Genomic DNA, 25,647 nt, shown 5'->3' on the forward strand with positions numbered 1-25,647 from the left:
ATCACTTTAAGAATTCTTAACTTATGACAAAACGGTTCAGTCCTGAAAGACAGATGCGCATCTATAATCGGACTCACACTAAACAGCAACAAAGCAAAAATAGATTCGTTTCCAAACAAGTCTAATACTTTCTTGGTATAAAAAAGGAGAATAACAATGAAACATGAATGGCGTAAATTTGAAAAAGAGTTATACGGTGTCAAAGCAAAACCCATTTTTCTTGAAGTAGAAGAACAACAGTTTATTACCATCAAAGGAAAAGGAAACCCTAATGATCAAGATTTCTCTAATCGAGTATCTGCTCTTTATGCTTTAGCTTATGGCATTAAAATGGCTTATAAACAAGCAATGAAGACTGAGCAGGATGATCGGGCAGTTACTGATTTTGCAGTCTATCCTTTGGAAGGTCTCTGGCAACAAGCGAAAGATGCTAAGGAGGATACTTTGGAAAAAGATAAACTCTCCTATACGATTATGATTCGTCAGCCTGAATTTATCACTAAAGAACTTGTTGCCCAAGCTTTAGATAGAGTTAAAATCAAAAAACCAAATTCTTTTTACGAATCTATTTCTTTTGAAAGTATTAAAGATGGAAAATGTATTCAGGTTCTTCATATCGGATCTTATGATGATGAACCGCAGTCCTTTGCTAAGATGGACGCTTTTGCCAAAGAACATGGTTTAAAACGTTCGTCTGACATTCACAGGGAAATCTACCTTAGCAATGCGCAGAGAACAGAAAAAAGCAAGCTCAAAACTATTTTACGCTATCAAGTGGAGGAAAAATGATAGCTAGACCGACAATAAAAACTGATTTACTCAATGCAGCCAAGGATGACTATCAGGCATTGAACACTTTGATATCATCTCTAAGCGAGTAAGAATTAACAGCAGTTTTTGATTTTTCAGAAGATGAGAAAAAGAAAGAGGCACGTTGGAAGCGTGATAAAAATCTTCGCGATGTTCTCATTCATTTATACGAATGGCAATGCTCCTTTTAAACTGGATTGCTTAAAATCAAAAAGGAGAAAGGGCATCTTTTCTACAAAAACCTCATAATTGGCGAAATTATGGACAAATGAATATTGAATTTTTGGAAAAACATCAGAAAACTTCTTTAGAAAAAGCTAAGATACTGTTGGAAAATTCTCAGAAAAAACTATTTGCTTTAGCTAAGCAATTTTCAAATGAAGATTTGTTCGCCAAAGGAATTTTCGATTGGGTTGGAGAAACAACCTTGGGAGCTTATTTTGTCAGTGCCACATCGAGTCATTATGATTGGGTCATTAAAAAGCTGAAAGCACATCAAAGAAAGTGTCAGCACAATTAGACAATTTTACCTAAATGAAGGGCTGCTTAGCCCTTTTTGTATTTTTAAGATTAAAGATTTTGAAAAAAAGAATTTCATGCTATAATAAAGCATAAATGATTTTTTGGCAGATTGCCCTAGAAAGTAAACAAATGGATTTAAAAAATTACATTGCAACAATTGAGGATTATCCACAAGAAGGCGTCACTTTTCGTGATATCAGTCCTTTGATGGCTAACGGCAATGCTTATAGCTATGCTATTCGTGAGATTGTCCAATATGCGACAGATAAAAAAATTGACATGATTGTTGGACCTGAAGCGCGTGGTTTTATTGTTGGCTGTCCGGTCGCCTATGAATTGGGTGTTGGCTTTGCTCCTGTCCGCAAACCGGGGAAACTGCCGCGTGAAGTTATTGAAGCTCATTATGAAAAAGAATATGGTATTGATACCTTAACCATGCATGCAGATGCCATTAAGCCCGGTCAAAGGGTTCTTATTGTTGACGATCTTTTAGCAACTGGTGGCACAGTTAAGGCAACCATTGAAATGATTGAAAGGTTAGGCGGTATTGTTGCAGGCTGTGCTTTCTTAATCGAGTTAGATGGGCTCGATGGACGTCAGGCTATTGAAGGTTATGATACTAAAGTTTTGATGAATTTTCCTGGCTAATTATAGTTGGAACCTATATCTAACTAGAGAAAATATATATTTGATAACTATATCTCCCTGTTTTATAATAATAAATAGACATTATAGAAGTGGAGATATTTTCATGCCAATTACTCTTGATAAAAAATTACCAGCTGTGGATATTTTGAAGTCGGAAAATATCTTCGTTATGGATGATAAAAGGGCAATTCATCAGGATATTCGGCCCATGAGTATCTTGATTCTTAATTTAATGCCAACAAAGGTAGCAACAGAAACGCAATTACTGCGCCTGTTGGCTAATACGCCCTTGCAGCTGAGTGTTGACTTTCTCTACATGACGAGTCATCATTCAAAAACCACTCAGGCTGAACATATGAAGACCTTTTATAAAACTTTTAAGGATATCAAAGACAATTATTATGATGGCTTGATTATCACAGGTGCACCAGTTGAGACCATGCCCTTTGAGAAAGTTGATTATTGGGAGGAACTCTGTCAGGTTTTTCAATGGTCTAAGACTCATGTTTACTCTACTTTGCATCTTTGTTGGGGAGCACAAGCAGGGTTATATTATCGTTATAGTGTTGACAAGGTTCAGATGACAGATAAATTATCAGGCATTTATTTGCAGAAAGTAAATGAACAGCTAAGTCCTTTGATGCGTGGTTTTGATGATTGTTTCCTCTCGCCTCATTCACGTTACACTGAAGTATTGCTAAAAGATGTTAACAACAAAACCAATCTAGAAATCCTTGCTAGCGGTGAAAAAGTTGGTCTGTCTATTTTGGCCAGTCGTGATATGCGAGAGGTTTACAGTTTTGGTCATTTAGAATATGACCGAGAAACCTTGGACAATGAATACAAACGCGATCTCAAAGCTGGTAAGAATCCTAAAATTCCGGAAAATTATTATCAAGATGATGATGTGACAACTCATCCTATTATGCGTTGGAATCTCGCAGCAGCGACTTTTTTTAGCAATTGGATTAATTACGCTGTTTATCAAGAAACCCCTTATCGCTTGGAAGAGTTGGAAAAGGATATATCATTTTATGGCTATCTGTAAGGAGGTCTTATGAGTTTTTTGCAACATTATAAATCAGGGAATTTGGTCTTACCAAGTGCCTTGCTTTTTCATTACAAAGATATTTTTAGTAATGCGGATGATTTTCTGGTTTGGCAATTTTTCTACTTTCAAAACACCACAAAGATGGAAGACATTGCTACGAGTCAGATAGCCACAGCTATTGGCAAGACTGTCCCAGAAGTTAATCGCTCAGTATCCAATCTGATTAGTCAAGAGTTGCTAGACATGAAGACGATTGAATTGGACGGAGAAAGCGAAGTTCTATTTGATGCTACTTTGGCATTGAAAAAACTGGATGATTTGTTAACTGCAGCTGATGAGACAACTGTCTCATCTTCTAAAGGTACAAGTAATGCCTTGAAGGATTTGGTTGAAGATTTTGAGCGTGAATTAGGACGTATGCTGAGTCCTTTTGAGTTAGAAGATCTGCAAAAGACGGTTTCAGATGATAAGACAGATCCTGATCTTGTTCGAGCAGCCTTACGTGAAGCTGTTTTTAATGGCAAGACCAATTGGAATTATATTCAAGCCATCTTGCGAAATTGGCGTCGTGAAGGGATTAGTACATTACGCCAAGTTGAAGAAAGACGCAAGGAGCGAGAACAAGCCAATCCAGCCAATGTAACCGTTTCAGACGATTTTTTGTCTGCTATGAATTTATGGAGTGATTCTGATGCCAGATAAGAAGAGAGAAGTTTCCCTTTCTCATCGTTTACAGGAAGTAGCAAGCTTTGTGCCAAAAGGTGCAAGGCTTCTTGATGTTGGCAGTGATCATGCTTATTTGCCCATTTACTTACTTGAGCAAGGGCTGATTGACTTTGCTGTTGCTGGTGAAATTATCAAGGGTCCCTATGAATCTGCTGTGGCTAATGTCAGTGAATCAGGATTGTCAGGCCAAATTGCTGTTCGTTTAGCTGATGGTTTGGCGGCTCTTAATGATAATGATGATATTGATCTTATTACCATTTGTGGCATGGGCGGTCGTTTGATTGCCGATATATTAGCAGCTGGTAGTGATAAATTAAATTCTGTTAAACAATTAATTTTACAGCCTAATAATTGTGAAGATGACTTACGTTCTTGGCTAGTAGCCAATGATTTTATGATTAAGGCTGAAAAAATGGTAAAGGATAGACACAAGTATTATGAAATCTTAGTGGTTGAAAAAGGAAAGATAACTTTGTCAGATAAAGACTTGCGCTTTGGGCCATTTTTGCGACAAGAACGGTCGTCTATCTTTAAAGAAAGATGGCGGAAAGAATTGGCTAAATTGGAATTGGCTCTGACCAAGGTTCCTGCTAAAAGGAAAGCAGACAACATGTTCCTTAGCACAAAAATCGAGCAAATTAAGGAGGTGCTCTATGAAAGCTAGTCAAATCATTAAACGTTACGAAGCTTATTGTCCGCAGGACTTGTCTTTGGAAGGCGATATATCGGGTCTGCAAATTGGGACACTGGATAAGGAAATCAAGCGGCTTATGATTGCTCTGGATGTTCGGGAAACAACTGTAGCCGAAGCGATTGAAAAAAAGGTAGATTTATTGATTGTCAAGCATGCTCCTATCTTTCGTCCTTTGAAGAATTTAGTTGAGACTGCTCAAAATCATATTTATTTTAATCTCATTAAGCATGATATTGCTGTTTATGTCAGCCATACGAATATTGATATTGTTCCTGATGGGCTCAATGATTGGTTTTGTGATTTATTGGATATCAAGAACAGAAGAATTTTGAGTCCAAGTAAAGATGATTATGGTATTGGGCGTGTTGGAGATATTTCTCCCCTCTCTTTTGAAGATTTGGCAAAAAAGGTTAAGAAAATTTTTAATTTGGATAGCGTTCGTTTGGTGTCTTATGGTGAGAATAATCCTTTAATTTCTCGTGTTGCCATTTGTGGCGGCAGTGGTCAGAGTTTTTATCAAGAAGCTCTAACTAAAGGAGCTCAAGTTTATATCACAGGTGATATTTATTACCATACCGCTCAGGAAATGTTAACCAATGGTCTCTTGGCTTTGGATCCCGGCCATCATATTGAAGTCTTATTTGTTAGGAAATTGGCCGAAAAATTCCAAACATGGTCCTGTCAAGAAAACTGGGACATCACTATTTTAGAAAGTCAAGTTAACACCAATCCGTTTTATCATTTATAATTGGTTAATAGAAAAAGGAAACTTTTATGAAAAAAGTTGCTATTATTGGAGCAGGTATTGTAGGTGCAACAGCTGCTTATTACTTATCTAAAGAAAAAGATATTGCTGTAACGGTCTTTGATGACGGATTCGGACAGGCAACGAAAGCGGCAGCGGGCATCATTTGCCCTTGGTTTTCCAAACGCCGTCATAAAGCATGGTATCGTTTGGCGCGTTTGGGAGCAGATTTTTATCAAACCTTGCTTTCCGATTTAAAAAGGGATGCTTGTAAGGTTGACTTTTATGAACAATCTGGTGCTTTTCTCTTAAAAAATAAAGCAGAAAGCTTAGATGAGCTTTTTGAGATAGGTCAAAAACGCAAAAGTCAGTCTCCTCTCATCGGCCATTTAGAAATTCAAAAACGAGCAGACCTTACAGGTCTATTAGCAGATCTTGTCGGTTTTGATAGGTGTATTTATGCTTCTGGTGCTGCTCGTGTTGAAGGTGCCAGTTTAACAGAAGCACTTTTAAACGCCAGTCATGCGAAAATGGTTAACAAGAAAGTAGGACTTCAAGTGTTATCAGATGGTAACTATAGGGTTAATGGCAAAAAATATACAGCAGTATTACTTGCTTGCGGTGCTTGGTTACCGCAAATATTAGAACCACTCGGTTATAAGATTGACATTAGGCCACAAAAAGGGCAATTACGTGATTACTTTTTTAATAGCGAAGATACAGAGAAATTTCCAGTTATTATGCCTGAGGGTGAAGTTGATATCATTCCTTTTGCTCATGGAAAAGTGAGTGTTGGGGCCAGTCATGAAAATGATCAAGGGTTTGATCTGCAAATCGATAACAGTGTTTTGGATAAAATGGAGAAGGAAGCGCAAACTTATTTTCCAAAATTAAAAGAGGCCACTTCAAAAAATGAGCGAGTAGGAACACGAGCCTATACCCGTGATTTTGCCCCTTTCTTTGGCCGAGTAACTGGTTTAGCCAATGTTTATGCAGCCAGCGGTCTAGGATCCTCTGGTTTAACAACAGGTCCTTTGATTGGCAATCAACTAGTAAAGATGCTCTTGGATAAAGAATTAGACATACAGGCCAGTGATTACAGTCCTGATAAATATATCGTTAAGAATAGCTAGTGACACCGTTAACAAAAAATGATAAAATGAAAGATGATTATAAATATAAAAGAGGAGACCTAGAATGAAGGGAATTATTCTTGCGGGCGGCTCTGGGACGCGTTTATACCCATTGACTCGCGCTGCTTCAAAACAACTCATGCCGGTTTATGATAAACCAATGATTTATTATCCGCTTTCAACCTTGATGCTGGCAGGAATTAAAGATATTTTGATTATTTCCACGCCTCAAGATTTACCTCGTTTTAAAGAGTTGCTTCAGGATGGTTCCGAATTCGGCATTAAGCTCTCTTATGCTGAGCAACCGAGTCCAGATGGTTTGGCACAAGCCTTTATCATTGGAGAAGAATTTATTGGTGATGATCATGTTGCTCTCATTTTGGGAGATAATATTTATTACGGTCCGGGTCTTAGTCGAATGCTACAAAAAGCTGCCAGCAAAGAAAGCGGTGCAACTGTCTTTGGCTATCAAGTTAAAGATCCAGAACGCTTTGGCGTTGTTGAATTTGATAATGACAGAAATGCTATTTCCATTGAGGAAAAGCCAGAACACCCTAAATCACACTATGCAGTTACTGGTCTTTATTTTTACGACAATAGTGTTGTTGATATTGCTAAAAATATTAAACCTAGTCCTCGGGGAGAACTTGAAATTACAGATGTTAATAAAGCCTATCTTGACCGAGGAGACTTATCAGTTGAAGTTATGGAACGTGGTTTTGCTTGGCTGGATACAGGTACGCATGAAAGTCTACTAGAAGCTGCGCAATACATTGAAACCGTACAGCGTATGCAAAATTTACAAGTCGCTAATCTTGAAGAAATTGCTTATCGTATGGGCTATATCACAGCTGACCAAGTACGTGAATTGGCACAGCCTTTGAAGAAAAATGAATACGGGCAGTACTTGCTCCGTTTGATTGGAGAAGCTTAAAATGACTGAAGAACAATTTTTTGGCAAGGAATTAGCAGCATGCAAGATTGATGCTATTCCTGGAATGATTGAATTTGATATTCCAGTCCACGGCGATAACCGCGGTTGGTTTAAAGAAAATTTTCAAAAGGAAAAAATGGTGCCGCTAGGTTTTCCAGAAAGCTTCTTTGCAGAAGGCAAATTGCAAAATAATGTTAGTTTTTCCCGTAAAAATGTTTTACGCGGTCTGCATGCAGAACCATGGGATAAATACATTTCAGTAGCGGACGAGGGAAGGGTTCTCGGTTCTTGGGTTGATCTGCGTGAAGGAGATAGTTTTGGTCATGTTTACCAAGCAGTTATTGATGCTTCCAAGGGTATCTTTGTTCCCCGCGGTGTGGCTAATGGTTTCCAAGTCTTATCTGACAAGGTTTCTTACAGTTATCTCGTTAATGACTACTGGGCGCTTGAACTCAAACCAAAATACGCTTTCGTCAACTATGCTGATCCAACATTAGGAATTGAATGGGAAAATCTAGCAGAAGCGCAAGTCTCAGAAGCGGATAAAAACCACCCATTGCTCAAAGATGTTAAACCATTAAAAGCAGAAGATTTGTGATGTTTGAAATCTTCTTAGAGATTGCAAAAGAGCTCAATCAGATGTGAACTACATCGCTATTAATGGGTACTGTTGGTCTGGAAGATCGGACAGGCAGATTATGGCAGGCGCGTGTTGTAGATATTCATGTACCCAGTAACCCTCGTGGTTGGGAGGTGCCTGATGAGGAACAGATTTACCGAACGGTTGAGTTGACCGCCATGAGCATGAATTTTAGAAAAACGGTCTTTCTGTAGAATTTGGTGGGCTCCATTTCCTGCCTAGTTTTGCAGGCCTTGCCTTAGAAGAATTAGAAGAACTAGAGATTAATAAGGACTCTTATCGAGCTGATAAAATCAATCGCAAAGACTTTGCAAAAATTGATTACTTGAAAAAAGTACTAGAGAAATAAGGCGAGTTTACGTCATCAAAATTGGCGAGCGATAGCGAGTCAGAACTATGTGTCGTCATTCTGATGAAAAGAAACATAAATTAGAAAGGAGTGTTCAGTTTATCTTTCTAAATTGAACACGGGGCTAATTTCCTATGAAAAAAGATAATCTTTCCTAGACGCAAGAGTCTTTGTCAGATTTCCTATTTTTCTACGGAAATTTTCAGCAAGCTGAATCGCCCCTTTGTATCTTAATATATGACAGAATATAAAAACATTATCGTTACCGGTGGCGCTGGTTTCATCGGTTCAAACTTTGTCCACTACGTTTACAATAATCACCCAGATGTCCATGTGACTGTTCTTGACAAACTCACTTACGCTGGTAACCGTGCTAACCTTGAAGAAATTCTTGGCGACCGTGTAGAGTTGGTTGTTGGGGACATCGCAGACAGCGAATTGGTAGATAAATTGGCTGCCAAAGCGGATGCTATTGTCCACTATGCAGCTGAAAGCCACAATGACAATTCACTAAAAGATCCATCACCATTTATTTACACTAACTTTGTTGGAACTTATACCTTGTTGGAAGCTGCACGCAAATACGACATCCGTTTCCACCACGTCTCAACTGATGAAGTTTACGGTGATCTTCCGCTACGTGAAGATTTGCCGGGCCACGGTGAAGGTCCGGGTGAAAAATTCACAGCTGAAACGAAATACAATCCATCATCGCCTTATTCATCAACCAAGGCAGCCTCTGACTTGATTGTCAAGGCTTGGGTGCGATCTTTTGGTGTGAAAGCAACCATTTCCAACTGTTCAAACAACTATGGACCTTACCAACACATCGAAAAATTCATTCCGCGCCAAATTACTAACATCCTGTCAGGTATCAAACCAAAACTCTATGGTGAAGGTAAGAACGTGCGTGACTGGATTCACACCAATGACCATTCAACAGGAGTTTGGGCAATTCTCACTAAAGGCCGCATCGGCGAAACTTATCTCATCGGTGCTGATGGTGAAAAGAACAACAAAGAAGTGCTCGAACTTATCCTTGAAAAAATGAGTCAGCCAAAAAATGCATACGACCATGTAACAGACCGTGCAGGTCATGATCTTCGTTATGCCATTGATTCGACAAAGCTGCGTGAGGAGCTTGGCTGGAAACCACAATTCACTAATTTTGAAGAAGGCTTGGAAGATACCATTAAATGGTATACTGAGCATGAAGATTGGTGGAAAGCTGAAAAGGAAGCAGTCGAAGCCAACTATGCCAAAACACAAAAAATACTTAATTAAAGATAAATAAGAGGCTGGGACAAAAGTCCTGCCTCTTTGATTTTTTCTCTAGATTTAGATTGATGCGGTGATTTATTGGTGGTTCTTATCCCTTGTGCTATCTAATCCTATATGAACGTCAGCCCATGTCAATCCTTAAGCAACTATGCGGAGGTGGTATAGAAATATAGTGGATAATTTTTATCTGATCCTTAAAATGGAAGAGCGAGGAAAATTGAAAAAGACTTCTCAGACAAGAGGCTTTAGGGCATTTTTTGATATAATAAGAAAAAAGATTAAAAAGGAAGATGGTAAATGACAAAATTAGCAACAATTTGTTATATTGATAATGGGCGCGAGCTTTTATTGATGCATCGTAATAAAAAACCGAATGATGTTCATGAAGGCAAATGGATTAGTGTAGGTGGAAAATTAGAAAAAGGAGAGAGTCCTGATGAATGTGCCAGACGTGAAATTTTTGAGGAGACTCATTTAATTGTCAAACAAATGGATTTTAAAGGCATTATTACTTTTCCAGATTTCACACCGGGTCACGATTGGTATACTTATGTGTTTAAGGTAAGAGATTTTGAAGGTCGGTTGATTTCTGATAAAGACAGTCGTGAAGGAACGTTGGAATGGGTACCTTATAATCAGGTTTTAACTAAGCCAACATGGGAAGGCGACTATGAAATTTTTAAATGGATCTTAGAAGATGCCCCCTTTTTCTCTGCCAAATTTGTTTATCAAGAGCAAAAGCTAGTTGATAAACATGTGATTTTTTATGAAAAATAGAGTTGCTTGATTGATAGAGATAAAGCGTATTGATTTGGGTACAAACTGATCAAATATGGAGGTTTTTTTGTGAATAAAAAAAGTGAAAAATTTAATCTTTCTTGGTTTTTTAAATGGTTCTTGGATAATAAAACCGTAACGGTCTTATTGGTTTTACTTTTAGTTTTTTTGGATATTCTTGTTTTTACCAAGATTAGTTCTATTTTTAAACCTCTTCTTTCTTTTTTAGCTGTTATCATGTTACCTTTGGTAATTTCAGCCTTACTTTACTACCTTTTAAAGCCTATTGTGGATTTTATTGAAAGACGGGGAACTAGCCGTGTGATGGCTATTACAATTGTCTTTGTTATCATAGCAGGGCTTCTTGTTTGGGGCATAGCCAATTTTTTTCCCATGCTTAATGAGCAACTAACCTCTTTTATTAAATACTTACCAAGTTATGTCAGGTCTGTAGATGCTCAGGTTTCAAAATTGTTGAGGAACGATTTGCTGGCTAGTTTTCGACCGCAAATTGAAGATGCAGTAACTAATTTTAGCCAGAAGGCTGTTGATTATGCGGAAACTTTTTCTAAAGGAGCAGTAACTTGGGCTGGAAATTTTGCATCGCTAATTGCACGTGTTACAGTAGCTATTATAATTTCTCCTTTCATTGTTTTTTATCTTTTACGTGATAGCAGTAAGATGCAAGAAGCTTTTGTATCTTATTTGCCTACTAAAATGCGTCAGCCCATTCATCGTATTTTGGGAGATGTTAATCGGCAGCTGGCTGGTTATGTTCAAGGTCAAGTGACTGTTGCGATTATTGTTGGTTTTATGTTTTCCATTATGTTCACGATTATTGGTTTGCGCTATGCAGTGACCTTTGGGATTATAGCGGGATTTTTAAATATGATTCCTTATCTAGGAAGCTTTTTAGCAACGATACCAGTTTTTATTTTGGCTCTCGTTGAAGGACCTGTTATGGTGGTGAAGGTAGCGCTTGTTTTTATTGTTGAACAAACCATTGAAGGGCGCTTTGTCTCTCCGCTTGTTCTTGGCAGCAAACTTAGTATTCATCCCATTACCATTATGTTTATTTTATTGACAGCAGGCTCAATGTTTGGTGTTTGGGGAGTTTTTTTGGGAATTCCTGTTTATGCATCAATTAAGGTTGTCGTCAAAGAAATTTTTGAATGGTATAAGCCTATTAGTGGCCTGTATGAGAAAGAAGAGGAGGATATTAAGAAAGATGTTAAATAGTGAAAAAATGCTGACAGCTATTCAAAATCAAGATTTAGAACAAGCCCAAAAATATTTTGAACAAGCACTGACAGAAGATGACGATCAAACACTTTTAGCTTTAGCGGATTATTTGCAATCCATTGGCTTTTATCCACAAGCCAAAGAGATCTTTTTGCAATTACGGGCAGATTTTCCTGAGGTTAATATTAATCTGGCTCAAATTGCTAACGAGGATGGTCACATTGATGAAGCTTTTATGTATTTAGATGTTATCGAACCTGATCATCCCGATTATTTGACAGCATTGTTAGTTAAGGCAGATTTGTATGATACAGAAGGATTAACAGAAGTTGCCAGAGAAAAATTATTAGAAGCTAGCCAAATTAGCCAAGAGCCCTTGGTCATCTTTGGTTTAGCAGAGATTGAAATGAATTTATCGGATTTTCAAGCAGCCATCCAGCATTATGCTCAATTGGATAACCGTGCGATTTTAGAAGAGACAGGTGTTTCTACTTATGAGAGAATTGGACGTGCCTATGCTAGCTTAGGAAAGTTTGAAACAGCTATTGAATTTCTCGAAAAGGCAGTAGAAATTGAATTTGATGAAACAACTGTTTTTGAGGTTGCAACTTTACTCTATGATCAAGAAGAATACCAAAGAGCCAATCTTTATTTTAAGCAGTTAGACAGTATGAATCCTGATTTCGCAGGATATGAATACAATTATGCTCTTTCGCTTCATGCAGAACATCAAACGAAGCAGGCCTTGCGTATGCTGCAACAGGGATTATCAAAGAATGAATTTGACAGTCAGCTCCTCCTTTTAGCTTCACAATTATCCTATGAACTGCATGATAAAAAAGCCGCCGAAAATTACCTTCTGAAAGTTTTAGAAACAGCAGAAGATGATGAAGAAGCCCTTATGAGACTTAGCAATCTTTACTTAGAAGAGAATCGTTTTGAAGATGTGATCAATTTAGACAGAGCAGATATTGATAGTGTGCTGACAAAGTGGAATATAGCTAAGGCCTACCAGAAACTTGAAGCTGACACAAAAGCTCTTGAGATTTATGATACTTTAATCGTAGATTTGGCTGATAATCCAGACTTTCTTAAGGATTATATCTATATTTTGCGAAAATTCGGTTATGATGAAAAAGTTAAAACTTTTGCCGATAAATACTTACAATTAGTACCTGACGATAATGATATTGCCGATTTGCGAGAGCAATTGCAGTAATTCTTCAAAAATGAAATTTTAATTTTGAAAGAGTTCTCATTTTTTAGTTAAAAAACTCACAAATAAAAGTTCACAAAGTCTTGAAAAATCTGTGGTATAATTGACATGAAACTTGTGAAAGAAGGACTTTTTATGACCGAAATAAATAAGGAAGGCTATGGGGCTGACCTGATTGTAGACAGCCTCATTAATCATGATGTCAACTATGTTTTTGGAATCCCTGGTGCAAAAATTGATCGTGTCTTTGATACCTTAGAAGATAAGGGGCCAGAACTTATTGTAGCACGCCATGAGCAAAATGCTGCTTTTATGGCTCAAGGAATTGGCCGTATTACTGGTGAGCCTGGTGTTGTGATTACAACCAGCGGTCCCGGTGTTTCCAATCTGGCGACTGGTCTTGTTACTGCGACAGCTGAGGGAGATCCTGTCCTTGCTATTGGTGGTCAGGTTAAACGTGCTGATTTGCTCAAACGGGCTCACCAGTCAATGAATAATGTCGCTATGCTCGATCCCATTACCAAATATTCAGCAGAAATTCAGGATCCCGCAACACTTTCAGAAAATATTGCTAATGCCTATCGTTTGGCTAAAGCAGGAAAGCCGGGAGCTAGTTTCTTATCTATTCCTCAAGATATAACTGATAGTCCTGTTACTGTCAAGGCGATTAAGCCCTTGACAGATCCTAAACTAGGTTCAGCGTCAGTTGATGATATTAATTATTTGGCACAGGCCATAAAAAATGCGGTTCTTCCTGTCTTACTTTTAGGAAATGGTGCGTCAACGGCTGCAGTTACAGCTTCTATTCGCCGTTTGTTAGGAGCTGTCAAGCTGCCAGTCGTTGAAACTTTCCAAGGAGCTGGTATTGTTTCAAGAGATTTAGAAGAGGATACTTTTTTTGGTCGTGTGGGGCTTTTTCGTAATCAGCCCGGAGATATGTTGCTGAAGCGTTCTGACTTAGTTATCGCTATTGGCTATGATCCTATTGAATATGAAGCGCGCAATTGGAATGCTGAAATTTCGGCTCGCATTATTGTTATTGATGTTGCTCCAGCTGAAATTGATACTTATTTCCAACCTGAACGTGAATTAATTGGTGATATAGCTGAAACACTTGATTTACTCCTACCTGCTATTAGTGGCTACTCACTTCCAAAAGGTTCTCTTGACTATCTCAAAGGCCTTCGTGATAATGTAGTAGAAGATGTCAAATTTGATAAGACAGTCAAATCCGGTCTGGTTCATCCGCTTGATGTGATTGATGTCCTTCAAAAGCAAACGACTGATGATATGACAGTAACGGTTGATGTTGGCAGCCATTATATTTGGATGGCTCGTTATTTTAAAAGCTATGAAGCACGACACTTACTTTTCTCAAATGGTATGCAAACCTTAGGTGTTGCTTTGCCTTGGGCAATTTCGGCAGCTCTTGTACGGCCAAATGAGAAGATTATTTCTATTTCAGGTGATGGTGGTTTCCTCTTTTCTGGCCAAGAATTGGAAACAGCTGTTCGTTTACATTTACCAATTGTTCATATCATTTGGAATGATGGTAAATATAATATGGTTGAATTCCAAGAAGAAATGAAATACGGCCGTTCAGCAGGTGTTGATTTTGGTCCTGTTGATTTTGTCAAGTATGCTGATAGTTTCGGTGCTAAAGGTTACCGTGCTGATAGTAAAGAAAAGTTTGATCAAGTTCTTCAAACAGCACTCAAGGAAGCTGAAAATGGTCCAGTTCTCATTGATGTTCCAATGGACTATAAGGATAATGTAAAATTGGGTGAAACTATTTTGCCTGATGAATTCTACTAAAAAGGAGTTTAAAATGGAAACCAACAAATTATTTCAATATAATACCTTAGGAGCGCTTATGGCAGGTCTCTATGATGGTTCTTTAACTGTGGGTGAGCTGTTAGAATATGGAGATTTAGGTTTAGGAACACTTGATTCCATTGATGGTGAATTAATTGTCCTAGATGGTAAAGCTTATCAGGCTAAAGGATCTGGTGATAAACCAGAAGTTGTTGAAGTGCCTGATGATATGAAAGTGCCTTATGCAGCTGTCATTCATCATGAAGCAGAGGTTATTTTTAAGCAGCGTTTTGAAATGACAGATAAAGAATTGCAAGAACGTATTGAGTCTTACTATGATGGGGAGAATCTCTTTCGTTCGATTAAAATTCACGGAACCTTTGCTAAAATGCATGTACGTATGATTCCGCGTTCGACCCCTGATGAGAAATTTGCAGAAGTGGCAACACATCAGCCAGAATACAGAGCTGAAAATATTACCGGTACTATTGTTGGTATTTGGACGCCTGAAATTTTTCATGGTGTCAGTGTGGCTGGTTATCATTTGCACTTTATTTCTGATGATCATACTTTTGGTGGCCATGTTATGGACTATGTTATTTCAGAAGGGCAGGTTGAAGTGGGTGCTGTTGATCAGTTAGATCAACGTTTCCCCGTTCAAGATCGGCAATATCTCTTTGCTAAATTTAACGCCAAAGATATTCGTGGTGATATTGACAAGGCAGAATAAAACTGGATTATAACTTTAAAAAAGAGCTAAGGACTTATAAACCTTAGCTCTTTTTGACTTGACTAGCGATCTATTGTTTTTTAAATTTAAACTTACTGTAGAAACTAAAGGCAGCAATCCAAATAGTTGCTCCAATGGCTCCGATATAGGTTGAGTCCTGTAAAAACAAAGTTATAAAAACAAAGACCATAAAAATAATTGTGATAGGATTTAAAATTTTGTAATGAGGCATTAAATAGCCATCTGCCATAAAATCATTTGATTTACGATATTTCAGGTGAGCCAGCATGGTCAAAACATAAATAGCAATGTAAACACCAGAAGAAGACGCAGTAATCAAAGCAAAAGCGTCTTTTATTCCAGGCAGTACATTGATAAAAGCTGAAATAGCAATAACAATAGCTGAGAAAATAATGGCTTTACTTGGGACACCAGTTTTTGAAAGTGTTCCGATTTTGAAGCGTTTCATAAATTGATTAGGTGCTTCATTAGCTAATTGATAAAGGTGACGACCGGTTGAATAGAGTGTCGAGTTTAGAGCAGACGCTGCGGAAGTTAGCACAACAAAGTTGATTAAGGCAGCCGCCCATTTGATACCCGCCAGTTTGAAGACCATGACAAATGGTGATGTATCTGATGGTAATGCTCTCCATGGGAAAATGGTCATAATAGCAATTAAGGCACCGACATAAAAAATCACAATTCGCATTGGAATTTCTTGGATAGCTTTTGGTAAAACCTTTCTGGGATTTTGTGTCTCGGATACGGTAATCCCAACAAATTCAATAGCCTGATAAGCAAAGAAGACCATTTGGAAAGACATGAGAAATTTCATCCAACCATTGGGAAACATTTCAAATCCCTTAGAAATATTGGCAAGACTAACTGGTCCCTGACTCGTTTTAAAACCAGTCAGTAACATGAAGATAGCTGTTGCAATCAATGCTAAAATGGCAATGATTTTAATCATGGCAAACCAGAATTCTGCTTCGCCAAAAACACGAACAGCAATTAAATTAACAGATCCTAATATTAAAAGAAAAACAATCTGAATTATCCAAGCAGGCCAAGATGGAAACCAGTACTGAACATATTTGGCGATAGCTGTGATTTCCGCCATTCCTAAGAAAATGACAGACACCCAATAGGACCAACCTGCGAAATAACCCCATTCTTTACCAATGTATTTGGTAATAAAATTGATAAAAGTATGCTGATCAGGATCATGGTAAAGCATTTCACCCATCGCACGCATCATCCAAAACATGAAAAGTCCTGTTAAGAGATAAACGATGATGATGGAAGGTCCTGTTAATGAAATGGAACGCCCTGCTCCTAAAAAAAGCCCTGTTCCGATGGTTCCGGCAATGGCAATCAATTGCACATGGCGATTTTGTAAGCCACGAACCATGCCATTCTCAAGCTCTTTCGGATTCTGTGTTGTATTTTTTGCATTTTGATGTGACATAATTCCAACCTTTTTAATAATATCTTTTTTATTATAATATTATTTTATCAAAAGCACAAATTGGTCATAGCTGAATAAGAAATTCCAATCATTGGATGATGAACATAATGTTCCTCGTTTTTGATAGTGCTTTCCAAGATTTATGGACTTAAGAGAACTTAGATTTCTTGAAAACAGTGACTAGAGAGTGTTAACTTTACTAGAAAAGCTTTAAGATAGCTGATAATATGTGATTCAAAGGTTTGGTAGCAATAACTTTAACCAAATAGATAATGCCTGAAATAAAATTGGAAAAAGTAAAAAATTACATCTTCATCGCTTTTATCTTAGCTTCATTAGGCGTTACGCGCAACGTTTTTTGTCCCCTATAAGTGACAAAACCGGGTTTGGCTTTGCTGGGTTTGTTGAGCTTTTTAGCTTCAATCATATCAACTTGGACAAGATTGGAAAGGCGAGCCTTTGAAAAGTAAGCTGCTAATTCGGCAGCATCCGTTTTAATTTCGTCGCTAGGGTTAAGGTTATCTTTAATCAAAACATGGCTTCCTGGAATGTCTTTGACATGGAACCAGAGCTCCCCTTTTTTAGACATTTTAAAAGTTAGCTCGTCATTTTGAAGGTTATTCTTTCCAACCAGAATGATGGTTTTGCCATCAGAAGCTAAGTAAGGTTCAGGTTTTTTGCGTTTTTGAATTTTTTCACGATGGCGGCGCTTGACAAAACCTGTTTGAACCAGCTCTTCACGAATTTCGCTGATTTCAGACAGGCTGGCCTGATTGAGGGCATTGTCAACACTTTCTAAGTATTGAATAGTAGCCTTTGTTTCGCTGATGAGGCTCCCTAAATGCTTCACAGCTTCTTTTAATTTTTGATATTTTTTAAAATAGCGTTGCGCATTCTGACTAGGTGTCAAGGCTTTATTAAGCGGAATGCTTACTTTTTGTCCCGTATAATAATTATCCAGTTCAACACTGTCCTGATTGTTAGGGACCTGATTAAGATAAGTGGTCAAAAGTTCTCCTTTTTGGCGGAACTCTTCAGCCTTATCTGTATCTTGCAATTCTTGCTCTTGCTTTTTGAGTTTTTTCTTGTTTTTCTCTAATTCATTTTGAATACGATGGATAAGATCGCTGGCTTGCTGTGCAATTCTGTCGCGTTCAGCCTTATCTTGATAGAAATAGTCAAGCAGATCTGACAGGCTACCAAAGGTTTCTTGGGAATTGCTGAAAGTAATTGCAGTAAAAGATTTTTCAGTCAAAGTTGGAGAAGTTGGCGAGTCAAAAAACAGTTTAAAGTTTTTGAATGTGTCAGTTTTTAATCTTTGGCTCAATTCGGCAGCCGTGTCGCGTCCTAAGCCCTGAAAGAGTTTTTGTAAATTATTAGCCGCTAAATCTTCTGTTTGTAGGATTTCAAATAATGTTTCATCAGAAATGGTAAAAGGGTTTTGGGCCTGTATTTTCGGTGGTGCTAAATATCTTGAGCCAGGTAAAATAGTGCGGTAACTGTTTTGAGTGAAGCCAATGTGTTTAATGGATTCAGTAATTTTTCCTTCATTTTTATCTAAAAGAATAATATTACTGTGCTTCCCCATGATTTCAATAATCATAGTAACCTTGATTTGATCACCAATTTCATTTTTATTGGAAATGCTCATTTCAAGAATACGGTCATTTTCAATTTGTTCAATGTTTTCGATAAGAGCTCCTTGCAGATACTTTCGCATAATCATAGTAAAAGTATTAGGGCTTTGAGGATTTTGAAAATCGGTCTTGGTTAATTGAACACGGCCAAAGACAGGGTGGGCTGAAAGAAGCAGTTTATAATTTTGCCTGTTGTTGCGAATCGTCAACACTAGCTCTTGTTCGAAAGGCTGGTTTACTTTCTGAATACGCCCCCAAAGAATCTGTTCTTGTAATTCCTTTGTTAAATGATGTAAAAAAAAGCCATCAAAAGACATGATTTTCCCCTTTTCTTTTAGTTCTTTTATTATACCATATGCAGACTTAAATCATTTCCTAAAGTCTTTAAAGTTATTATCTGCTATATTGAAAAAAGCTGAAAATTACAGTAAAATAGAAACAGTAACTTAGTGAATTTGAGAGAGTTAAACAGACAATTTTTTGGCTTGTAAGCGTGGGAAAGCTTTTTTTGTTAGCAGCAGGTTAGATTTTGATCATACTTAAGCTATTCTCATTGACATTCATTATTGGGAGGAAATATGAAAAATAAACGTTTATTGGGCGTTTTATTGGCTCTAGCTGTACTTGTTATTGGTATTTTAGTTTACCAATCCGTTGACAAACAAAATAGGAAGAATTCACAATCGGGAACTTTTAAAGTTGGTGTGCTCCAATATGTCAGTCACAATGCGTTAGATGAGATTTATCGTGGTATTAAGGCTGGTCTTAAAGAAGAAGGTTATTCTGGCAAAAAAATCAAAATTGATTTTATGAATGCTGAAGGTGATCAAAGCAAAGTACAAACCATGAGTCAGACCCTAGTCAATCATAAAAATGATGTTCTCGTTGGTATTGCTACACCAGCAGCACAAGGATTGGCCAGTGCAACCAAAAAGACACCAATTATTATGGGGGCTGTGACTGATCCCGTTGGTGCCAAATTGGTTAAAGATTTGAAAAAACCAAATGGAAATGTAACGGGTGTTTCAGACAAGACACCAATCAGTGATCAAGTTAGTTTAATCAAAAAATTAACGCCAGATGTCAAAACAGTTGGTATTCTCTATTCTAGCAGTGAAGATAATTCAAAATCCCAAGTGGAGGAATTTAAAAAAATTGCTGAGAAAAAAGGCTACAAGGTTCTGGAATATTCTGTTCCTTCAACCAATGAGATTGCGACTACAATGAATGTGATGCTGGATAAGACAGATGCTGTCTGGATTCCTTTGGACAATACAATTGCCAGTGCCTTTCCAACAGTGGTATCAGCGGCTAAAACAGCTAAAAAACCTATCTATCCAAGTGTTGATACCATGGTAACAGAAGGTGGACTTGCTTCGGTTGTTGTCGATCAGTATAAATTGGGTGTTGCTACTGGTAAAATGGCTGTTAAAGTGTTTGAAGGTAAAAAAGTTTCACAACTTCCTGTTGATATTTTTGATAAGGGAACCCCAGTTGTGAATAAAAAAGTTGCGAAAGAGTTAGGCATTGATATCCCATCTGATATTTTGAAAAAAGCAAAACAGCAAAAGAATCAATGAAAATTGGACTTTAATAAGGAGTGGAATAAGGAGGAATCTCTCAAAGAGGTTTTTGTCCCCCTCCTTTTTTTGTGTTAAAATAGAAGATATTACAAAAGAAGGGGACGATAATGTTACTTTCAACCATTTCTCAAGGTTTTCTTTGGTCCATTTTAGGTTTAGGTATTTTTATGACCTTTCGCATTTTAAATTTTCCTGATATGACGACGGAAGGTTCCTTTCCTTTAGGAGGAGCAGTGGCTGTGAGTTTGATCACACAGGGAATGAATCCCTTATTAGCAACTATTATTGCAAGTTTGTCAGGCTGTCTGGCAGGACTAGCAGCAGGACTTCTTTATACTAAAGGGAAAATTCCCACGCTTTTATCAGGAATTCTGGTTATGACCTCTTGTCATTCTGTTATGTTGATGATTATGGGACGGGCAAATTTAGGTCTTTTAGATGCTAAAAAATTACAGGATCTCTTACCCTTTTCAGGAGAGATTAATCTCCTTAGTTTAGGTCTTATTTTTGTTTTTCTTGTCGTTAGCGCGATGATTTTCTTTCTTAATACACGTCTGGGACAAGCCTACATTGCAACAGGTGATAATCATGATATGGCCAAGAGTTTTGGCATACATACAGATAAGATGGAATTAATGGGGCTCATTTTATCTAACGGTATTATTGCCTTATCCGGTGCTCTGATTAGCCAGCAAGATGGTTATGCAGATGTTTCAAAAGGAATTGGTGTCATTGTTATTGGGTTGGCTAGTATTATTATTGGTGAAGTTCTCTTTTCGACGAGTCTAACGTTATTGGAGCGTTTATTAGCTATTGTCGTTGGTTCTGTTCTTTATCAATTCTTGATTTTAGCTGTTATTTCAATGGGCTTTAAGACCAACTATCTCAAACTCTTCAGTGCTTTAGTCTTGGCTATCTGTCTTATGATTCCAGAGCTGAAAAAGAAATTCTTCAAAGGAGTGAAGTTATCACGATGACTAAAATTGTTGAATTAAAGAATGCTACGGTTCAAGTTAACAATGGCTTTGATGATTATAAGACAATTCTTGATGATGTCAGTTTAGATATATACGAACGTGATTTTTTGACCATTCTTGGTGGAAATGGAGCAGGGAAATCAACTCTCTTTAATGTCCTTGCTGGCACACTGTCTTTGACTGACGGCAGCATTTCTATTATGGGAGAAGATGTCACCGCCTATCCTGCTGAAAAGCGAGCAAAATATCTATCGCGTGTCTTTCAGGATCCTAAAATGGGGACTGCACCAAGAATGACAGTTGCGGAAAATCTCTTAATTGCCAAATACCGTGGTGAAAAACGTGGACTTGTCTCGCGCCGCATTAGTGCTTATAAAGAAGAGTTTCAAGCAGTAATTGATAAAATTGGCAATGGCCTTGAAAAGCATCTAGAGACCCCAACAGGCTTGCTATCAGGTGGGCAAAGACAAGCGCTCAGTTTGCTTATGGCAACCATCAAACGTCCAGAGCTTTTGTTACTTGATGAGCATACAGCGGCTCTGGATCCTAAAACCAGTGTTGCTCTAATGACACTGACAGAAGAATTCGTGAAACGTGATCATCTAACAGCCCTCATGATTACTCATCGTATGGAAGATGCTCTTAAATATGGCAATCGCCTCTTGGTAATGGAAGACGGTCGTATTATCCAAGATTTATCGGCCGAAGAAAAAGCAAAGATGAACATTTCAGACTATTACGGACTGTTTGAATAAATTGAAAAAACTGGCGAAAAGTTGTATACTAACAATGTATGCAATTTTTTATTGCCCGCAGTCATTCGACTTGCTAAGCAAGAACCGTATGTATGAAAGTATTATTATAGTGAAAGAATAGCCAAACTGCTGGTTGGTACGATAATCTGATGAGATATATTTCATCAGATTCATTCGTTAATAATGAGATAAGTCTGACACTAAAATTGAAATTCAAAACCTATAAAACTAATGTAAGGAGACATAATGAGTGACATTAAAATTATTGCCCTAGGCGGAGTTCGTGAAAATGGTAAGAACTTCTATGTGGTAGAAGTCAACGACGCCATTTTCATTCTTGATGCTGGGCTTAAGTATCCAGAAAATGAACAGTTAGGTGTTGATGTTGTTATTCCTAATCTGGATTATCTGATTGAAAATAAAAAGCGTGTACAGGGAATTTTTTTAACCCATGGACATGCTGATGCTATTGGTGCTTTGCCTTATTTGTTGAGTGATGTCAAAGCTCCGGTATTTGGTTCTGAGTTAACGATTGAACTAGCTAAGTTGGTCGTTAAAAACAACGATGCAACTAAGAAATTCCATAATTTCCATGTGGTTGATGCTCAAACTGAAATTGAATTTGACGATGCTATTATTTCTTTTTTCAAAACTACCCATTCTATACCAGAAAGTTTAGGAATTGTAGTTGGCACTAAAGAAGGCAATATTGTTTATACAGGTGATTTTAAGTTTGACCAAGCAGCCAGCAAGCTTTATCAGACTGACTTAGCTCGCATTGCTGAAATTGGACGTGAAGGTGTTCTGGCACTTTTATCAGATTCTGCTAATGCTGATAGCACTGTTCAAATTGCCAGTGAAGCTGAAGTAGGTATTGAAATGGAGCAAGTCATTTCCAATTGGGAAGGACGTATTATCGTCGCTGCAGTAGCCTCTAATCTTGTTCGTATCCAACAAGTCTTTGATTCGGCTGCTAACAATGGCCGCCGTGTTGTGCTGACAGGTTATGATGTTGAAAATATTGTTCGAACAGCTATCCGTCTTAAAAAGCTTTCTCTGGTTGATGAAAAACTTATTGTCAAACCAAAAGATATGCATAAATTTGAAGATCATGAACTAATTATTTTAGAAACTGGTCGGATGAGCGAGCCACTCAATGGTTTAAGAAAAATGGCTATTGGCCGTCATCGTTATGTTGAAATTAAAGATGGTGATTTGGTCTATATTGTAACAACACCTACTGTTTCTAAAGAAGCCGTTGTTGCGCGTGTTGAGAATATGATTTATAAGGCTGGCGGTGATGTGAGACTCATTACTCAGGACTTACGCGTATCTGGCCATGCTAATGGTCGTGATCTTCAACTGATGATTAATCTGCTTAAGCCCAAATATCTCTTCCCTATACAAGGAGAATATCGTGAATTAGCTGCCCATGCTGATTTGGCTCTTGAAATAGGCATGTTTCCGGAAAATATTTATATTATGAAACATGGTGACATTATGGTTTATGATAAAGAGGATGGTTTCTTACATGAAGGCGGTATCCCGGCTGGAGATGTCATGATTGATGGCAATGCTATTGGTGATGTTGGCAATATTGTTTTACGAGACCGCAAGGTGCTTTCTGAAGATGGTATCTTTATCATTGCCTTAACTGTCAATAAAAAAGAAAAGAAAATCATTTCAAGAGCTAAAATCAATACACGTGGTTTTGTTTATGTCAGAAAAAGCCGTGATATTTTACGCGAAAGTGCAGATATTGTCAATAAGGCTGTTGAAAATTATTTGCAACAAGATACGTTTGATTGGGGAGAATTGAAATCTATTGTTCGTGATGAAATTGGTAAATTTCTTTTTGAACAAACTAAGCGTCGTCCAGCTATTTTACCAGTAGTTATGGAAGTTAGATAAAAGAGGCTTGGTTGATACTGTTTCCAAATGGTTGGATTTTTTGGATAGAGAAATTCAACTAAAAGAGTATGCAGTTCAATCCTAGCTTTTTTATTAATTTCTGAAATAATGATTATAATGTACTTTACAATTGGGATTGAAAAGATGGTGACAGAAAGGGCAGGTTCCTTTTTCTTTGTATGCTTCAATAGTTAATTCTCTTTGACAAGATCCACAAAAAACAACCTTATCTTTTTTTAATTTTTCTGGATAAGCTTGAAAATTGTGTGTCTCGTGTCGATTATGACATAAAAAACAAGGGTAGTATTTTTGACAGGCAAAACATTTTAGGGCGACAATGTCTGTTGGGCCATGATAATCAATGCACCTTGTTTCCTTGTCAATAAGATCACCGTAAATCGTAACCATATGTTCCTCCGTTTGTTTTGTTAGTTTACCAAAAAAAGAGGGATTGTGCTATAATGAAAACAAAAAAAGGAGATCAAAAATGGCTTTTTTTCAGATAGAATACAATTCCAAAACTTTAGGGATGGAACGCCATGTTAATGTTATCTATCCCGATGCTTCAGAGATTAAGGAAGATTATATAAATGATACCGATATTCCTGTTCTTTATCTTTTGCACGGTATGGGCGGCAATGAAAATTCATGGCAAAAGCGGACAGCTATTGAACGTCTCGTTAGAAAGACAAATCTTATCGTTATTATGCCATCAACTGATTTAGCATGGTATACCAATACAGCTTATGGCTTGGATTATTATGATATGATTGCCAAAGAACTACCTCAAATTCTGCAGCGTTTCTTTCCAAATATGACAAAAAAACGTGAGAAAACTTTTATTGCGGGACTTTCCATGGGAGGTTACGGAGCTTATAAGATTGCTCTTTCAACAGATAAGTTTTCTCACGCAGCTTCTTTTTCAGGTGCACTTGGACTTGGAATTGATGGTCAAGACCTAGGAGAAACGACAGGAGCATCTCAAAACTATTGGGAAGGCATCTTTGGAAATTTACAAGGAAAACAGTTACAGGAACATTTTCTGACAACACTAGCAGAAAAGTCTGATAAAAAAACCAAGTTCTACGCTTGGTGCGGTTATGAAGATATTCTTTATCAGGCTAATGAAACAGCTGTGAAAAAATTAAGAAAGATAGGGCTTAATATTGACTATCGTAACGACCATGGCAGACATGAGTGGTACTATTGGGAAAAACAGTTGAATTTTCTTTTAGAATGGCTTCCTATTGACTATCAAAAAGAAGAACGGTTGTCCTAATAATCTTAAGGTAAGTTTTTCTGGTTTTATTTGACAGTTTATTTTTAAGCAGTTAAAATAAGAGTAGAAAATGAAAGTGAGGATTCGATTTGTGAAAAAGAAATTAAGTATTGTGTTAGGGCTGATTATTGTAGCTGTAACATTTTTTACCTTAACTAATCAAAAAACAGTAAGTGCTAATTCATCTCGTGTAGAAACAGTGTCCTACCAACTTCTTAAAGAAGGTGTAGCTGATGTTAGATTGACTTACTATCATAATAAAGGCAATGATAAGGTACTTAAACAAACGGCGGAATCAAAAATCCTTTATTCAGCACTCAAGGTGACAGATGCTCAAGCAGCAAAAGAGAAGGTTGGCTCTCAATCAGAGAAATATCAAGGTATTACAGGTGTTCAGGAAAGTGTTGCTTACAAAGATGTCTATTTGATAGAAAAAGTAAGTGTAGATTATACCAAAGCTAATCTTAATGAATTAGCGAAAAAGCTTCCAGAAGTAAACATTAATACTCCTTCAGGTAAAAGAGCAACTTATATTAGCTTAAAGCAAAGTGAAAGATTTCTCAAAAAACAGGGTTACAGCAAAGTTAAAAATGGTCATTTTAAAGAATTGAAAGTGAATTAATTATTAGCTGACAAATAAAAACAGCAGGCAGAGTCTTAATTCTGCCTGCTGTTTTATTACGTGATTTTCAGTTCGTCTCGTTCTGCTAAGTTTGAGACAAGT

The 25,647-nt window shown here is 37.4% G+C and carries 25 protein-coding genes and 2 pseudogenes; 24 read left to right on the forward strand and 3 right to left on the reverse strand.

Features of this window, described 5'->3' with window-relative positions:
* The first annotated feature begins 156 nt into the window (after positions 1–156).
* The 18 genes and pseudogenes from FNL60_RS03615 (at position 157) to budA (ending at position 15,313) form a co-directional block, all read left to right on the forward strand.
* Positions 157–789: a GyrI-like domain-containing protein gene (locus tag FNL60_RS03615; RefSeq protein WP_002263076.1), complete on the forward strand. Its 633-nt coding sequence runs from the start codon at positions 157–159 to the stop codon at positions 787–789.
* Positions 790–941: 152 nt separating this feature from the next.
* Positions 942–1,001, forward strand: a pseudogene (locus FNL60_RS10545) (hypothetical protein); the annotation flags it as partial.
* 74 nt (positions 1,002–1,075) lie between these two features.
* A pseudogene (locus FNL60_RS10430) lies at positions 1,076–1,330 on the forward strand (ClbS/DfsB family four-helix bundle protein); the annotation flags it as partial.
* A gap of 131 nt (positions 1,331–1,461) precedes the next feature.
* The gene (locus FNL60_RS03630; protein ID WP_002263078.1) at positions 1,462–1,980 is read left to right on the forward strand and encodes an adenine phosphoribosyltransferase; all 519 of its coding nucleotides are present in this window, start codon (positions 1,462–1,464) and stop codon (positions 1,978–1,980) included.
* Positions 1,981–2,083: 103 nt separating this feature from the next.
* Positions 2,084–3,028 (forward strand): homoserine O-acetyltransferase MetA, encoded by a 945-nt coding sequence (gene metA / locus FNL60_RS03635; RefSeq protein ID WP_002267181.1) that lies wholly within the window; start codon positions 2,084–2,086, stop codon positions 3,026–3,028.
* Between the two features lie 9 nt (positions 3,029–3,037).
* Positions 3,038–3,733: a DnaD domain-containing protein gene (locus FNL60_RS03640; RefSeq protein ID WP_002267182.1), complete on the forward strand. Its 696-nt coding sequence runs from the start codon at positions 3,038–3,040 to the stop codon at positions 3,731–3,733.
* Positions 3,723–4,421: a tRNA (adenine(22)-N(1))-methyltransferase gene (locus FNL60_RS03645; protein WP_002270952.1), complete on the forward strand. Its 699-nt coding sequence runs from the start codon at positions 3,723–3,725 to the stop codon at positions 4,419–4,421. The genes FNL60_RS03640 and FNL60_RS03645 overlap by 11 nt, the downstream gene beginning before the upstream one ends.
* Positions 4,411–5,199: a Nif3-like dinuclear metal center hexameric protein gene (locus tag FNL60_RS03650; protein ID WP_002267745.1), complete on the forward strand. Its 789-nt coding sequence runs from the start codon at positions 4,411–4,413 to the stop codon at positions 5,197–5,199. Before FNL60_RS03645 ends, FNL60_RS03650 begins: the two co-directional genes overlap by 11 nt.
* A gap of 26 nt (positions 5,200–5,225) precedes the next feature.
* Positions 5,226–6,329 (forward strand): NAD(P)/FAD-dependent oxidoreductase, encoded by a 1,104-nt coding sequence (locus FNL60_RS03655; RefSeq protein WP_002267744.1) that lies wholly within the window; start codon positions 5,226–5,228, stop codon positions 6,327–6,329.
* Between the two features lie 64 nt (positions 6,330–6,393).
* Positions 6,394–7,263, forward strand: a complete 870-nt coding sequence (rfbA, locus tag FNL60_RS03660) for a glucose-1-phosphate thymidylyltransferase RfbA (RefSeq protein WP_002263084.1) — start codon at positions 6,394–6,396, stop codon at positions 7,261–7,263.
* A 1-nt stretch (position 7,264) separates the two neighbouring features.
* Entirely contained in the window at positions 7,265–7,861 is a 597-nt protein-coding gene (locus tag FNL60_RS03665; protein WP_002279906.1) for a dTDP-4-dehydrorhamnose 3,5-epimerase family protein, read from the forward strand.
* A gap of 62 nt (positions 7,862–7,923) precedes the next feature.
* Positions 7,924–8,097: a hypothetical protein gene (locus tag FNL60_RS03670; RefSeq protein WP_002263086.1), complete on the forward strand. Its 174-nt coding sequence runs from the start codon at positions 7,924–7,926 to the stop codon at positions 8,095–8,097.
* A gap of 392 nt (positions 8,098–8,489) precedes the next feature.
* Positions 8,490–9,536, forward strand: coding sequence for a dTDP-glucose 4,6-dehydratase (gene rfbB, locus FNL60_RS03675; protein ID WP_002267186.1), 1,047 nt, complete (start codon positions 8,490–8,492; stop codon positions 9,534–9,536).
* Between the two features lie 294 nt (positions 9,537–9,830).
* A complete protein-coding gene (locus FNL60_RS03685) occupies positions 9,831–10,310 on the forward strand; it encodes an NUDIX hydrolase (protein WP_002267187.1) in 480 nt (159 codons plus the stop codon).
* 69 nt (positions 10,311–10,379) lie between these two features.
* A complete protein-coding gene (locus FNL60_RS03690) occupies positions 10,380–11,549 on the forward strand; it encodes an AI-2E family transporter (protein ID WP_002267188.1) in 1,170 nt (389 codons plus the stop codon).
* A complete protein-coding gene (locus FNL60_RS03695; RefSeq protein WP_002264616.1) occupies positions 11,539–12,771 on the forward strand; it encodes a tetratricopeptide repeat protein in 1,233 nt (410 codons plus the stop codon). The genes FNL60_RS03690 and FNL60_RS03695 overlap by 11 nt, the downstream gene beginning before the upstream one ends.
* A gap of 132 nt (positions 12,772–12,903) precedes the next feature.
* Positions 12,904–14,583 carry an acetolactate synthase AlsS gene (alsS, locus tag FNL60_RS03700; protein WP_002264615.1) on the forward strand — a complete coding sequence of 560 codons (1,680 nt, stop codon included), beginning with the start codon at positions 12,904–12,906 and terminating at the stop codon, positions 14,581–14,583.
* Between the two features lie 13 nt (positions 14,584–14,596).
* Positions 14,597–15,313 (forward strand): acetolactate decarboxylase, encoded by a 717-nt coding sequence (gene budA / locus FNL60_RS03705; protein WP_002263093.1) that lies wholly within the window; start codon positions 14,597–14,599, stop codon positions 15,311–15,313.
* 70 nt (positions 15,314–15,383) lie between these two features.
* On the opposite strand, the gene FNL60_RS03710 is transcribed toward budA, so the two are convergent.
* Together FNL60_RS03710 and FNL60_RS03715 are read right to left on the reverse strand one after the other, a co-directional pair.
* Positions 15,384–16,781: an amino acid permease gene (locus FNL60_RS03710; protein WP_002279907.1), complete on the reverse strand. Its 1,398-nt coding sequence runs from the start codon at positions 16,779–16,781 to the stop codon at positions 15,384–15,386.
* Positions 16,782–17,085: 304 nt separating this feature from the next.
* On the reverse strand, positions 17,086–18,735 hold the full coding sequence (locus FNL60_RS03715) for an Rqc2 family fibronectin-binding protein (RefSeq protein WP_002264612.1): 1,650 nt from the start codon (positions 18,733–18,735) through the stop codon (positions 17,086–17,088).
* Positions 18,736–18,996: 261 nt separating this feature from the next.
* Here FNL60_RS03715 and trpX point away from each other — a divergent pair, with 261 nt between their 5' ends.
* The 4 genes from trpX (at position 18,997) to rnjB (ending at position 23,644) form a co-directional block, all read left to right on the forward strand.
* Positions 18,997–19,998 (forward strand): tryptophan ABC transporter substrate-binding protein, encoded by a 1,002-nt coding sequence (trpX, locus tag FNL60_RS03720; protein ID WP_002264611.1) that lies wholly within the window; start codon positions 18,997–18,999, stop codon positions 19,996–19,998.
* A gap of 110 nt (positions 19,999–20,108) precedes the next feature.
* Entirely contained in the window at positions 20,109–20,978 is an 870-nt protein-coding gene (locus tag FNL60_RS03725; protein WP_002263097.1) for an ABC transporter permease, read from the forward strand.
* Positions 20,975–21,733, forward strand: coding sequence for an ABC transporter ATP-binding protein (locus FNL60_RS03730; protein ID WP_002263098.1), 759 nt, complete (start codon positions 20,975–20,977; stop codon positions 21,731–21,733). The genes FNL60_RS03725 and FNL60_RS03730 overlap by 4 nt, the downstream gene beginning before the upstream one ends.
* Before the next feature lie 246 nt (positions 21,734–21,979).
* A complete protein-coding gene (gene rnjB / locus FNL60_RS03735) occupies positions 21,980–23,644 on the forward strand; it encodes a ribonuclease J2 (RefSeq protein WP_002263099.1) in 1,665 nt (554 codons plus the stop codon).
* 93 nt (positions 23,645–23,737) lie between these two features.
* On the opposite strand, the gene FNL60_RS03745 is transcribed toward rnjB, so the two are convergent.
* Complete coding sequence (locus tag FNL60_RS03745; RefSeq protein ID WP_002266197.1) at positions 23,738–24,052, reverse strand: CHY zinc finger protein; 315 nt, start codon at positions 24,050–24,052, stop codon at positions 23,738–23,740.
* A gap of 79 nt (positions 24,053–24,131) precedes the next feature.
* On the opposite strand from FNL60_RS03745, the gene FNL60_RS03750 reads away from it, so the two are divergent.
* Both FNL60_RS03750 and FNL60_RS03755 read left to right on the forward strand, forming a co-directional pair.
* Positions 24,132–24,923 carry an alpha/beta hydrolase gene (locus tag FNL60_RS03750; protein ID WP_002263101.1) on the forward strand — a complete coding sequence of 264 codons (792 nt, stop codon included), beginning with the start codon at positions 24,132–24,134 and terminating at the stop codon, positions 24,921–24,923.
* 91 nt (positions 24,924–25,014) lie between these two features.
* On the forward strand, positions 25,015–25,545 hold the full coding sequence (locus tag FNL60_RS03755) for a YehR family lipoprotein (RefSeq protein ID WP_002267737.1): 531 nt from the start codon (positions 25,015–25,017) through the stop codon (positions 25,543–25,545).
* Positions 25,546–25,647: the final 102 nt, after the last annotated feature.

The organism is Streptococcus mutans (assembly GCF_006739205.1).
In the GTDB taxonomy this organism is placed as follows: domain Bacteria; phylum Bacillota; class Bacilli; order Lactobacillales; family Streptococcaceae; genus Streptococcus; species Streptococcus mutans.

What these genes read in the sequence shown, in the direction of transcription:
- FNL60_RS03615 (WP_002263076.1), top strand. Translation starts at nt 157, where the DNA reads ATGAAACATGAATGGCGTAAATTTGAAAAAGAGTTATACGGTGTCAAA.
- FNL60_RS03630 (WP_002263078.1), top strand. Translation starts at nt 1,462, where the DNA reads ATGGATTTAAAAAATTACATTGCAACAATTGAGGATTATCCACAAGAA.
- metA (WP_002267181.1), top strand. Translation starts at nt 2,084, where the DNA reads ATGCCAATTACTCTTGATAAAAAATTACCAGCTGTGGATATTTTGAAG.
- FNL60_RS03640 (WP_002267182.1), top strand. Translation starts at nt 3,038, where the DNA reads ATGAGTTTTTTGCAACATTATAAATCAGGGAATTTGGTCTTACCAAGT.
- FNL60_RS03645 (WP_002270952.1), top strand. Translation starts at nt 3,723, where the DNA reads ATGCCAGATAAGAAGAGAGAAGTTTCCCTTTCTCATCGTTTACAGGAA.
- FNL60_RS03650 (WP_002267745.1), top strand. Translation starts at nt 4,411, where the DNA reads ATGAAAGCTAGTCAAATCATTAAACGTTACGAAGCTTATTGTCCGCAG.
- FNL60_RS03655 (WP_002267744.1), top strand. Translation starts at nt 5,226, where the DNA reads ATGAAAAAAGTTGCTATTATTGGAGCAGGTATTGTAGGTGCAACAGCT.
- rfbA (WP_002263084.1), top strand. Translation starts at nt 6,394, where the DNA reads ATGAAGGGAATTATTCTTGCGGGCGGCTCTGGGACGCGTTTATACCCA.
- FNL60_RS03665 (WP_002279906.1), top strand. Translation starts at nt 7,265, where the DNA reads ATGACTGAAGAACAATTTTTTGGCAAGGAATTAGCAGCATGCAAGATT.
- FNL60_RS03670 (WP_002263086.1), top strand. Translation starts at nt 7,924, where the DNA reads ATGGGTACTGTTGGTCTGGAAGATCGGACAGGCAGATTATGGCAGGCG.
- rfbB (WP_002267186.1), top strand. Translation starts at nt 8,490, where the DNA reads ATGACAGAATATAAAAACATTATCGTTACCGGTGGCGCTGGTTTCATC.
- FNL60_RS03685 (WP_002267187.1), top strand. Translation starts at nt 9,831, where the DNA reads ATGACAAAATTAGCAACAATTTGTTATATTGATAATGGGCGCGAGCTT.
- FNL60_RS03695 (WP_002264616.1), top strand. Translation starts at nt 11,539, where the DNA reads ATGTTAAATAGTGAAAAAATGCTGACAGCTATTCAAAATCAAGATTTA.
- alsS (WP_002264615.1), top strand. Translation starts at nt 12,904, where the DNA reads ATGACCGAAATAAATAAGGAAGGCTATGGGGCTGACCTGATTGTAGAC.
- budA (WP_002263093.1), top strand. Translation starts at nt 14,597, where the DNA reads ATGGAAACCAACAAATTATTTCAATATAATACCTTAGGAGCGCTTATG.
- FNL60_RS03710 (WP_002279907.1), bottom strand. Translation starts at nt 16,781, where the DNA reads ATGTCACATCAAAATGCAAAAAATACAACACAGAATCCGAAAGAGCTT.
- FNL60_RS03715 (WP_002264612.1), bottom strand. Translation starts at nt 18,735, where the DNA reads ATGTCTTTTGATGGCTTTTTTTTACATCATTTAACAAAGGAATTACAA.
- trpX (WP_002264611.1), top strand. Translation starts at nt 18,997, where the DNA reads ATGAAAAATAAACGTTTATTGGGCGTTTTATTGGCTCTAGCTGTACTT.
- FNL60_RS03725 (WP_002263097.1), top strand. Translation starts at nt 20,109, where the DNA reads ATGTTACTTTCAACCATTTCTCAAGGTTTTCTTTGGTCCATTTTAGGT.
- FNL60_RS03730 (WP_002263098.1), top strand. Translation starts at nt 20,975, where the DNA reads ATGACTAAAATTGTTGAATTAAAGAATGCTACGGTTCAAGTTAACAAT.
- rnjB (WP_002263099.1), top strand. Translation starts at nt 21,980, where the DNA reads ATGAGTGACATTAAAATTATTGCCCTAGGCGGAGTTCGTGAAAATGGT.
- FNL60_RS03745 (WP_002266197.1), bottom strand. Translation starts at nt 24,052, where the DNA reads ATGGTTACGATTTACGGTGATCTTATTGACAAGGAAACAAGGTGCATT.
- FNL60_RS03750 (WP_002263101.1), top strand. Translation starts at nt 24,132, where the DNA reads ATGGCTTTTTTTCAGATAGAATACAATTCCAAAACTTTAGGGATGGAA.